This is a genomic window from Candidatus Thiodictyon syntrophicum, assembly GCF_002813775.1.
GTDB classification, from domain to species: Bacteria; Pseudomonadota; Gammaproteobacteria; order Chromatiales; family Chromatiaceae; genus Thiodictyon; species Thiodictyon syntrophicum.
The window spans coordinates 1,276,910-1,287,925 of the sequence record NZ_CP020370.1; the positions used below are offsets into that span (position 1 = coordinate 1,276,910).

The window sequence follows — 11,016 nt, forward strand, 5'->3', positions numbered from 1 at the left end:
GGCCGAAATCACGCGGGTGCGATTGTCGCGCTCGGTATAGGTCACATGGAGAAGAACGCCCTCACACGGATCGTCCTGCATGACGGTACTGATTACCCGTGTTTCCGTCAACCTGGAAAGAGCGTTTATCCACAGATGAACACAGATGAACACAGATTATTCATTGACTTACACTTAGCTGGGAACTCACTTTGTCGGTGATTGTGACATGAGCGATAAGCGCATGACAAATGAAAGAAAATCTGTGTTCATCTGTGTTCATCTGTGTTCATCTGTGGATTCGTGTTCATCTGTGGATTTTCGGATCAATCACGCCGCACCCCCGCCCATACCCGGCGCCCCCAGCACGGTCCGATTGCGACCCTCGGCCTTGGCGCGGTACAGGGCCTCGTCCGCCAGGCGCAGCAGCGTCTCGGGCCGCGTCTCGGGCGTGGGCGCCAGCGCGGCGACCCCGATGCTGACGGTGACCCGGCCCAACGGCGCTGCGGCATGGGGCAGGGCCAGGGCCTCCAGGGCGGTGTGGATCGACTCGGCGAGGCGCAGCATGCCCACGGCGTCGGTGTCCGGGGCTATGACCGCGAATTCCTCGCCCCCGTAGCGCGCGGCCAGGTCGCTGATCCGCTGGACCTGGGCACCCAGCACTCCGGCGAGTGCGCGCAGACACTCGTCGCCGGCCTGGTGGCCGTAGCGGTCGTTGTAGTGCTTGAACCAATCCACGTCCAGCATCGCGAGCCCCAGGGGCCGCCGCGCGCGTGAGGCCCGCCGCCACTCGGCGGGCAGCGCCTCATCGAAGCGGCGGCGATTGGCGATGCCGGTCAGGCTGTCGGTGGTGCTCAGGGCCGCGAGTTTGCGGTTGGCGGCCTCGGCCAGGGCCCGGGCGCGGTGCAGTTCCTCGCGCGCGCGCCGGTTCGCGGTGATGTCCTGGGCGCTGGTGCGAAAACCGAGCGAACGGCCATCGGCATCGAGGATGGGTCGCCAGGAGACCGTCACCCAGAATTGCGAGCCGTCTTTGCGCAGACAGCGGATCTCCAGGTTGTCGCCGCGGCTACCCTGGAGCGCCTCGCGAAATCTCCGCAACACCGGGGGCCGGTCCTGCGGCGTGGTGAGCATGGCCAGGAAGTCGTCCGCGGCCAGATACTCTTGCGGCGTGAACCCGGTGAGTTCCAGCGACAAGGAATTCATCCACAGCAGCCGTCCCTGCGGACTGAACCAGGCCTCCCAACTGGCCGCGTAATTGGCGATGGCCTTGAATCTGGTCTCGCTCTCGCGCAGGGCCTCTTCTGCGCGCGCGCGCTCGTCCAGGGTGCGCGCCAGCTTGAGATTGCTGTAGCTCAGCGTCGAGATGAGCATGGCGAATCTTGAATAGAAGGTCATCACCCGCTCGATGGTCGCGCGGCTGAAGCGCGGCACCCGCTCCAGCGCCGCCAGGTAAGCGTCCTCGTCGAATCCGAAGGCCCGCGCCTGGCGGCGGAAGGTCTCATAATCGGGCACCTCCCCCTCATAAAAGAACTGCCCGAGGAAGATGTTGCCCAGGAGCTTGCCGCCCACCACGATCGGCGTGGCGATATCCCAGAGATGGTTCTTGCAATTGTAGGCTTTGAAGCTCCCCGGCTCGCCCCCCAAGGACAGCAGGGTATCGCTCTCGATACAATTGCGGCGGGTGTCCGGATGAACACGATGATACCTGACGCAGATGTCCTGCCAGCCGGTGGCGACCAGCACCTTGCCGGCGCGGTCGATCACCCCGACGCCGATCCCGGTCAGATAAAAGAAATCGTCCATCAACGCCTGAATCGCTTTGGTATCGATGATGTCGGCCAGTTCCAGGGTGCCGATGTCGCCCTCCGGCAAGAGGATCGCGGCCAGCTTTTCCCTGACCGCGGCCTCGCTCTCGCGTAGTGCCTCTTCCGCCCGTCGGCGCTCGGCGATTTCCGCCTCGGAACGCCGGATCGCCTCCGAGAGCAGCCGGTTGGCCTCCGACAACTCGCCGGTGCGCTGCGCGACCTTGTGTTCGAGTGACTGGTAGAGCCGGGCGTTTTCGAGCGAAATCGCCAACTGCCCGCACAGCATGGACAGGGCCTCGATGCGCCCCGCGGAAAAGGCGGCGCGCAACAGCCGATTCTCCAGGATCAGAAAGGCCGTGGCCCGCCCATGGACGGACACCGGCAGGGCCAGCAGCGAACAGAGCGTAAGACCCGCGAAGTGTGGATCGGCCGCAAAGCGGCTGTCGCTCACCGCATCGTCGGACACCACGGGCGCCAGCGTCTTCAGGCCCAGTCGCAGCACCGTCGCGGCAATGCCGCATTGCGCCTCGGCCGCGGCGCGCGTCATGCGCGCCAGCGGTGCGTCCCCTCGCAGTCCGCCCTCCAGCACCCAGCCGTCCGCCTCGTCCAGCACCATCAGTTGCACATCGGTGGCGCCGGTCAATTGGCCCATCAGGTCCACCACCCGCGCCCGCAAACTGGCCTCGGAGGTCTCCGCGGCGAGCGCCTGGGAGGCGCGCAGCAGGGCCTCGTGGTCCAAGGCATCACCCAGGCCGGCCCCGCGGCCGTCCGGCGCGCCCGGCGCACCGGCGTCGATGAAGGGCAGGGCCGAGCGCATGGCCCGCGCCTTACCCGCGGCGCCCCAGTGCCGATAGAGGTCGTGGGCACGCGCCAGGAGCGCCCGGCCGGCGTGCTCCTGCCCGTGCCGCATGGCGCACTGCCCGGCGCGTTCGGTGATGAGTGCATGGTGCCAGGGGCGCTGGTGGGCCTGGGCGGCGCGCATCGCCTGCTCGAAGGTCTGGAGCGCGGCCCAGGGTTGGCCCAGGGCGTCCAAGCGCTCGGCCGCTACCAGATCGAACAGGTGGCTGAAGTTCATGGGCGCATCGGCGGCGCGCCCGGCGAGCCAGGTCTGGTTCTGGTCCAACTGCCCGAGCAGCACTGAGCGCGCCGCCGCGTCGGCCGTCCGCAGGTGCGCGATCAGTGCGAGCGAATGCAGCAGGTTGGCCAGGGCGGTCGGGTAGAAACCGCTGATGTGCCGGGAGAGCGCGACCGCCGCCTCGGCATGACTCGACAGCGCCGCTTCATCGTTGAACAGACAGGCACCCAGCGCCCGGTAGGTATGGTAATAGGCCAGCGCCATGGCGTTGCCCTGGCTGGCCGCCAGGTGTGCCTGATCGTCGAAATCGGCATCCGCGAAGCCCCCGCGGTCGTGGGTTTGGCCCGCCAGGGCCCGCACCAACTGGCGATAGGGCAGGTACGCCTGCTCTGAATGGGTGCTCGCGCTCTTGTGCGCAAAGCCGATGGCGGCCGCGGTCTCGGTGTCCATCTGCGTGAGTTGCGTACAGGTATCGAACAGGGCCCCCAGCGTGGTGAAGGCGGTGAAGTTGGCAAATTCCAGATCGCCGGCCCGCACGAGCCCGGCGAACGCCGCCTGGGCGTGCCCCAGATCGTCCTCCAGCGGCTGAAACCAATGACAGGCGAAGAGCCCGAAACTGTGCTGGGCGCGGGCCGCCTCAAGGCTCCCTTGGTGGCGTGCGAGTGCGGTCTGAAGCGCCGCCCGGGCCGCCCGGTAACCGGTGGCATAGTCGTCGCGCAGGGCCACGGTTACCATCGTGATACAACACATCGGGTAGCTCAGGAACTCGCAGTAGCCGGCCTCGATCCACAGGCGGCTCATACGCGCCATCATCCAGAAGCCGAGCAGCGAACCGGAAAACAGCGCGGCCGGGATCAGGCGATTGAGCAATTGCGCGACCATCAGCAGGCGCGCGTCGTCCATGTCGGGCTGCGCGGGCAGGACCTCCAGCGCGCCCGCCGCCGCATGGCGGTAAAACAGATCGAGCTCCTGCTCCAGCCGCGCGCGGGTGTGCTCCACCGGCAAGGTGATGCCGAGCCGCTCCAGCAGGCCGCCCCCCAGACTCACGGCATCATTGTAACGGGTGCGGTTGGACAGACTGGCAATCTGGATGCAGATCGGTGCCAGCAATTGCCGCGGTGAGCGCGCCCGGGTGGCGAGCAGGGCGTAGACCTCGTCGGCCTCGCGGTTGCGCGACTGGCTATAGAGCACCAGGTGCAGTTCGGTATGCAGAATGAACGCCGCGTCGTGATCCTCCTCCCAGGCGTGCGCCGCCAATTGCCCGATGGCCAGCCGCAGGAACCGTTCGGCCATGGCAAAGGAACCGGCCTGGCGGGCCTGTACCGCGGCCTTGAGAAAGAGCGTGCGGGCGAGCAAGCGCTCGGCCGGTTCGATGATCAGCGGCGCGGCGATCGCATAGTGTTCGGCGGCGCGCAACGCATCAACCGGAGCGGCCCCGGCCTGGGCCAGGCGCCGGGCCATGGCCAGGTGCAACAGCCCACGCCAGGCATCGTCATGCAGCCGGTAGACCGCCTGCTGCATCCGGTCGTGGCAGAACGCCAGCGCGGCGCCGGGCTCGGCCCGATGCAGCGCCAGCGCGTTGGGCGTGACCAGGATCCCGCGCTCCAGGGCGGGCCGCAGCCCCAGGGCCAGGTCGCCGGGGTCCCGGTCGGTGACGAGCGCCAGGAGCCCCAGGGTGCAGGCGTTGCCCAGACAGGCCGCGGCGACCAGGGTGTCGGCGGTCTCGGGGTCCAGGTCGCACAACCCGGCGGCGAGGAAATCCACCACATTGGCGCTGGCGGGGTGGGCGGCGATGGCGCCCAGGTCCCAGTGCCAACGCCCCCGTTGCGGGTCCGGCCGCAGCGCCCCTTCGCGGTACAGGGCCTGGATGAACTCGATCGTGAAAAAGGGGTTACCGCTGGTCTTGGCGTACAGGGCGGCGGCCAGCGGGCGCACCGCGGGGGGGCGGCAGGTGCAGCATGTCGGCCAGCAGCGCGGTGGTGTCGCCCGCCGTCAGGCTGGCCAGCGTCAGCACCCGGGCCGGGGTGCCGGCGGCCGTCGGCCGTTGCAGCAGGCGCCGCAGCGGGTGGGCCGCGTCGACCTCGTTGTCGCGGTAGGCACCGATCAGGAGCAGGCCCGCCAGCCCGGTCTCCTCCAGCAGCGCGCCGATGAGGTCCAACGTCGGCTGGTCGGCCCATTGCAGGTCGTCGAGAAACAGCACCAGCGGATGCGCGGGGGCGGCGATGGCGCGCAGCAGGGCGACCAGCAGGGCGCGCAGGCGCACCTGCGACTCGTGCGGCCCCAGCGGGGGCGCGGGGGGCTGGGCGCCGAGCAGCGATTGCAGTTCCGGCACGACCTCGAAGAGTGCGCCGGCGTCCGGCCCCAGGGCCGCGAGGAGCCGTGAGCGCCACCACGCGACCCGCTCCTCGGGCTCCGCCAGCAGCAGTTGGCACAACTGGCACAGGCCCTGGGCCGGGCCCAGAAAGGGGCGTTCGCGCTGGAATTGCTCGAACTTTCCGCTGATGAAGAGGCCCCGCCCCAGGGTCACCGGCCGGTGGATCTCGGCGATCAGGGCCGTCTTGCCGACCCCCGAGTAGCCGGCCACGAAGAGTCCCTGGGCGTCGCCCGCGGTCAGGTCCGCAAAGGCCGCCATCAGCGTCGCCAGTTCCTGCTCGCGCCCGTAGAGCCGGTGCGGCGGGCGGGGCGCCAGCGGCAGGTCGCGTTCCTTGAGCCGCACCCCCGCGAGCGGCTGATCCATCGCCAGCGCCGTGCGCAACTGGTCCAGATCATGGGCCAACCCCGCCGCGCTCTGATAGCGCTCGTCGGGCTCCTTGGCGAGCAGCGTCAGGATCAGTTCCGCGACCGGGGGCGGCAGCCAGGGCGCGCGTTCCTGCGGCGATGGCGGGGCGCAGGCCAGATGGGCGTGAATCAGGGCCAGGGTATCGGTCCCCGCGAACGGCGGCTGGCCAGTCGCCAGGGCATAGAGGGTGGCGCCCAGTGAATAGAGGTCGGTGCGGTAGTCGACCGGCCGATTCATCCGCCCGGTCTGCTCGGGCGACAGGTAGACCGGGGGGCCCGGCAGACAACTCAGGCGGTCGAACCCCGGGCGTTCCTCGGCAAAGGTGGTGGCCGACTGGACCTCGCTGAACTGCACCCGCAGGTCGGAAGGACACACCAGACAGCCGGCGGGGTTCAGGTCATTGAGGATGACACCGCGTCCATGGACCCCCGCCAGGGCCTGCGCCAGGTTTTCGGCCAAGACGAGGAAGGGCTCCAGATCGATGGTGCCCAGGAGTCCCGAGGCGTCGAGCGCGACGCCGCCGAAGTCCGCCACGGCCAATTCCGGTATGGCCGGGTCGTAGCGCACCAGGTGCGGACAGCCCGCCAACCCCCGCAGACGGTCCAGGATTTGCCGCTCGTTGTGCAGCGCGGACCTGGCGGCATCCAGGTCACCGTCAGGGCAACCCTGCTTGACGAGCAGTGGGCCGGCCGCCGGATCGCTCACGCGCAACACCCGCTGGTCGCGCCCCCGGTGGATCTCCGTCTCGTTGGCATCAGGGTTCGACATGGGTCAGGCGACGGCCAATGGTGGTGTGGTCACAGCGGCACACGCTCATACATTTCGCGCAGGAAGAGCCGACAGCCCGCCGCGGGCAGGTCGATCGTGTCGTCGCGGCCGCGGTATTCGGTCAACAGCCAGCGGCCGGCGGCCTCACGCGCGTAATGCTCCACCCGGCATTCGGTTTGCGCGACCAGCAGATAATCCTGCAAAGACGCCACGGTGCGGTAATGCCGGAACTTGGCACCGCGATCGTACTGTTCGGTGGAGTCGGACAGTACCTCGATGATCACCACCGGATTGAGCAGCGTATCGACCTCAGCGTCCTCGAATCGGGGTTCGGCGCAGGCGGCCACGATGTCCGGATAGGTGTACATGCCGGTCTCGCTGACCTTCACGCGCATATCATTGTTATAAACCTCGCAGGGTTTCCCACGCAGTTGGGTATGCAGACTGGCGGCGATATTGAGGCACACCAGGTTATGTTCCCGGCTCGCCCCGGTCATGGCGAAAATCTCGCCGTCGAAGAACTCGTGGCGGGTTTCCTGTCGGCGTTCCCAGGCCAGATAGTCCTGCGGTGTGAGACGGGGTTGCGGCTGTGGGTTCATGGAGACGGTCTCGTAAATACGTGCGACGATGTTCGTGGGCTTGCCCACATGCGGGTGGAAGTCTGATGCTGCCTCATCATGAACCACTATCGTCTTCAAAAAGGATTTAAGACCGGAACACCAGTGCGCTGCATATCGCCGACGTTGCGCGTTACCATCAGGAATCCCACGCTTCACTCCCACGGCCTAGGTCCTGACGACGGGCGAAATCCTCATCGGTACCGACATACGGCATCGCCATCAACAACTCCTTGATCCCTGGCCGGGGGGGTGTGGCGGCGTCGGATAGATGATCGCCAAACGCACCGGACCTACGGGAACGTCAGCGGGTAGATCCAGAACGAGGCGATGGTCAGGGGAAATCACCGCCTCGGTTTCATAGCAGGACTGAGGCAACGACGCGGAACGCTGCGCAACCGCTTCGATATGAGAATTATCGACAGCATTAGTGGTGCCCATCAAGTCTACTCCGGTGCAATCAGTTGGTGTATATCTTCCCGGCTTCACAGTCAGGTTTCACTGAGCCGCTACCGTGCGCCGCGCCGCTCGCCCTGACGTTCCACCTGTCCGCCGGCCGGCAGGGCCTTGATTGTGGCAGTTCAACGGTCGTCGGGGAAGCCGGTCGCGGCGAGGATGGCTTCTTTGCGGTGCCAGCCGGGGTGGGCTTGCAGGCAGGCGAGGATCGGCGCGGGTCCGTCTGGTGGGGCGGGCGGCGGCTCGAACTGATGACGCGCGCCTGGTTCCACTGACCACCGGGGCGCAGGGTCTCCTTCAGCCAGTTCTGAAGTTCCTCGCCGAGGCCGTCGTCTTCGACCCAGGAGAGCTTGATCAGGGGCGAGCCCGCAAAGCGGCGCCTGCGCCATCCGCAGCAACGCCGCCACCCCCCGCGTCCAATCCCCGCCCGCGGTGCGCGGCGACATCGCCTGCATCATGCTCTATGCGGTATATTCGCCGTACCGACGCAGCAGCCCAACCGGATTGAACCCGACCCATGGCCGACGCGAACACCACCGGCACCACCCGCAACGGCGGCGACCTAGGCTTCGAGGCCGACCTGTTCAAGGCCGCGGACAAGCTGCGCGGCAACATGGAGCCCTCCGACTACAAGCACGTCGCCTTGGGGCTCATCTTCCTCAAGCACATCTCCGACAGCTTCGAGGCTAAGCACGCCGCGCTGCTGGCGCAGTACCCGGACGGCGCCGAGGACCCCGACGAGTACGCCGCCGAGAACGTCTTCTGGGTGCCGCCGGACGCGCGCTGGTCGCACCTCAAGGCCCAGGCCAAACAGCCCGGCATCGGCAGGCTGATCGACGCGGCGATGCTCGCCATCGAGAAGGTCAACCCCAGCCTCAAGGGCGTGCTGCCCAAGGAGTACGGCCGCCCGGCACTCAACGCCGTGATGCTGGGGGAGCTGATCGACCTGATCTCCCGCATCGCGCTGGGTGAGTCCCAGGACCGCGCCCGCGACCTGCTGGGCCGGGTCTATGAATACTTCCTGGGCCAGTTCGCCGGCTCCGAGGGCAAACGCGGCGGTGAGTTCTACACCCCGCGCTCGGTGGTGAGTGTGCTGGTCGAAATGCTGGAGCCCTTCCCGGACCCCGCCCGCAAGGTCCTGGGGCGCGTCTATGACCCCTGCTGCGGCTCCGGCGGCATGTTCGTGCAGACCGAGCGCTTTCTGACCGCCCACGGCGGGCGCATCGGCGAACTGGCGATCTACGGCCAGGAGTCCAACTATGTCACCTGGCGGCTATGCAAGATGAACCTCGCCGTGCGCGGCATCGACGCCGACATCCGCTGGAACAACGAGGGCAGCTTCCACAAGGACGAACTGCCGGATCTCCGCGCCGACTTCATCCTCGCCAATCCGCCCTTCAATATCTCCGACTGGGGCGGGGCCAAGCTGCGTGAGGACGCCCGCTGGAAGTACGGCACCCCGCCGGTGGGCAATGCCAACTTCGCCTGGCTGCAGCACATCCTGCACCACCTGGGACCCAACGGCACCGCCGGTGTCGTGCTCGCCAACGGTTCCATGTCATCCAGCCAGTCAGGGGAGGGCGAGATCCGCCGGGCCATGGTCGAGGCCGACGTGGTGGACTGCATGATTGCGCTCCCGGGTCAGTTGTTCTATTCCACCCAGATCCCCGCCTGCCTGTGGTTCCTGGCGAAGAACAAACGCAACGGCGGCCTGCGCGACCGCCGCGGTGAGACCCTCTTCATCGACGCCCGCAAACTCGGGCATCTGGTCGACCGCACCCGGCGGGAGCTTGCGGATGAGGATATCGAGCGGATCGCCGGCGCCTACCATGCCTGGCGCGGTGAGATGGACGCGGGCAGGTACGCCGACGTGGCGGGCTTCTGCAAGGCGGCGACGCTGCCTGAGATCGCCGGGCATGGCTTTGTGCTGACGCCCGGGCGCTTTGTGGGCGCGGCGGAGGTCGAGGAGGACGAGACGCCCTTTGTCGAGCGGTTCGCGGCGCTGCAGGAGACGCTGGATTCTCAGTTTGCGCAGGGGCAGCGGTTGGAGCAGGCGATTCGCGAAAATCTCGGGCGGGTAGGCTTGCAAGCCGGGCGGTCGACGCGGAGAACATCATGAACTGTGCGATATGCAGGAACGGGGAGACGGCTCCCGGGAGTGTTACCTTGTCCCTGAATCGAGGTGAAACCGTGGTCGTCATCAAAGACGTGCCGGCCGAGGTCTGCGTCAACTGCGGCGAATATTACCTGGACTCAGCCGCTGCGCAGCGGGTCTACGTACAGGCGGACGCCGCTGTGGCTCGCAATGCCGAGATCGAGGTCTTGCGCTTTGCTGCGTGAAGCGCAGTCTTTCGGCTTTCTGGCTCCCACGCTCCAGCGTGGGAGCAAGTCGCGACGCTCCAGCGTCGCGTGGCCTACCCACTGCGCAGCCCGGCCAACCGCAAGCGGCTGATGGATGCGATTGCAAATGTTCGGCAAGGTCAACTGGTTCAGACGTCATGATCGACTATGATAAGCTACGAAAATCGCTCAAGCACCTGGAATTGCAATATGCCAATCACCATGCGGCAGCCGCGCGCCCAGAGCTCTCCATCATCGACCGCGAGGCTATTGCGGAGTCGGTGATCCAGCGCTTTGAGACGTGCTATGACACCCTGTGGAAGACCCTCAAGCAATATCTTATCAATGAATTGGGATTGCCGGAAGTCCCCAATAGCCCGAAGCCGATACTCAAGTTGGCAGGCCAGAATACTATTCTCCCCTCGCCGGTCGGGCAATGGCTGGTCTATGCAGATGCACGCACCGCCACCGCCCATGACTACAGCGGCGAGAAGGCACAACAAACGCTGTTAATCATGGGCGCGTTCATCACCGACATGATCGCACTTTACCAGACGATGACCGGAGAACCCTGGGAATGAGTGCCACGCTTTCGATCGACCCGCAGCAGCGTGAACTGTTGCTCACACTCTTGCGCCAATGGCTGCCCGGAACCGCGGTCTGGGCCTATGGGTCCAGGGTGAACGGCACCGCCCGCCCCAATTCCGACCTCGACCTCGTTGCCTTTGCCCCGCCGACCCGGCGCCAGTTGCTACCGGCGGCGCGCGAGGCACTGGACGAGAGCAATCTGCCGTTTCTTGTCGACCTCCATGGGTGGGATGAATTACCGGCACGCTTTCACGACAACATCCGCAGCAACTATGTCGTGCTGCAAGCAGTGGGACCCCCGGAGTTGCAACGACAATGACTGATAGCCGCATTGCCATCGTGGATCGCATCTACGATTCAGACAGGTCCGAAGAACCTTTCGGTAAGCGCTGGCGAGACGAATGCGTGACGCTCGACGCGGCAACCCTGGCGGCCTTGCAGCAAGGCAAGATCCTCGCGCTCGATGTCCAGGGTGAATATGTGATCTATGTTCGTGCCGGGGAAATCGCAGGACCGGCGGGCGGCAACCAACCGGCAGACAGCGACGACGCGCAAGCGACGGGCAGGGGTTCGGATTGAAGAATCTGCCGCTGCGGACCAACCCTTCCG

8 protein-coding genes are annotated in these 11,016 nt (G+C 66.5%); 5 read left to right on the forward strand and 3 right to left on the reverse strand.

Annotation, left to right across the window (positions count from 1 at the left end):
• Positions 1–309: 309 nt before the first annotated feature.
• Genes THSYN_RS05555 through THSYN_RS05565 form a run of 3 tightly spaced genes read right to left on the reverse strand, consistent with a single transcriptional unit; the run spans position 310 to position 7,005 of the window.
• Positions 310–4,794 (reverse strand): PocR ligand-binding domain-containing protein, encoded by a 4,485-nt coding sequence (locus THSYN_RS05555; RefSeq protein ID WP_100918253.1) that lies wholly within the window; start codon positions 4,792–4,794, stop codon positions 310–312.
• On the reverse strand, positions 4,751–6,406 hold the full coding sequence (locus THSYN_RS05560) for an ATP-binding protein (protein ID WP_100918254.1): 1,656 nt from the start codon (positions 6,404–6,406) through the stop codon (positions 4,751–4,753). The genes THSYN_RS05555 and THSYN_RS05560 overlap by 44 nt, the downstream gene beginning before the upstream one ends.
• 29 nt (positions 6,407–6,435) lie before the next feature.
• A complete protein-coding gene (locus tag THSYN_RS05565) occupies positions 6,436–7,005 on the reverse strand; it encodes a Uma2 family endonuclease (protein WP_100918255.1) in 570 nt (189 codons plus the stop codon).
• A 991-nt stretch (positions 7,006–7,996) separates the two neighbouring features.
• Between THSYN_RS05565 and THSYN_RS05575 the strand changes: the two genes are divergently transcribed.
• From THSYN_RS05575 to THSYN_RS05595, 5 genes are all read left to right on the forward strand, one after another.
• Positions 7,997–9,598 (forward strand): class I SAM-dependent DNA methyltransferase, encoded by a 1,602-nt coding sequence (locus THSYN_RS05575; protein WP_100918257.1) that lies wholly within the window; start codon positions 7,997–7,999, stop codon positions 9,596–9,598.
• Between the two features lie 47 nt (positions 9,599–9,645).
• Positions 9,646–9,819, forward strand: a complete 174-nt coding sequence (locus THSYN_RS05580) for a type II toxin-antitoxin system MqsA family antitoxin (RefSeq protein WP_236848802.1) — start codon at positions 9,646–9,648, stop codon at positions 9,817–9,819.
• Between the two features lie 158 nt (positions 9,820–9,977).
• Positions 9,978–10,400, forward strand: coding sequence for a nucleotidyltransferase substrate binding protein (locus THSYN_RS05585; protein WP_100918259.1), 423 nt, complete (start codon positions 9,978–9,980; stop codon positions 10,398–10,400).
• Positions 10,397–10,726 (forward strand): nucleotidyltransferase family protein, encoded by a 330-nt coding sequence (locus tag THSYN_RS05590; RefSeq protein ID WP_100918260.1) that lies wholly within the window; start codon positions 10,397–10,399, stop codon positions 10,724–10,726. Before THSYN_RS05585 ends, THSYN_RS05590 begins: the two co-directional genes overlap by 4 nt.
• Entirely contained in the window at positions 10,723–10,986 is a 264-nt protein-coding gene (locus THSYN_RS05595) for a hypothetical protein (protein WP_100918261.1), read from the forward strand. The genes THSYN_RS05590 and THSYN_RS05595 overlap by 4 nt, the downstream gene beginning before the upstream one ends.
• The last annotated feature ends 30 nt before the right edge of the window (positions 10,987–11,016 follow it).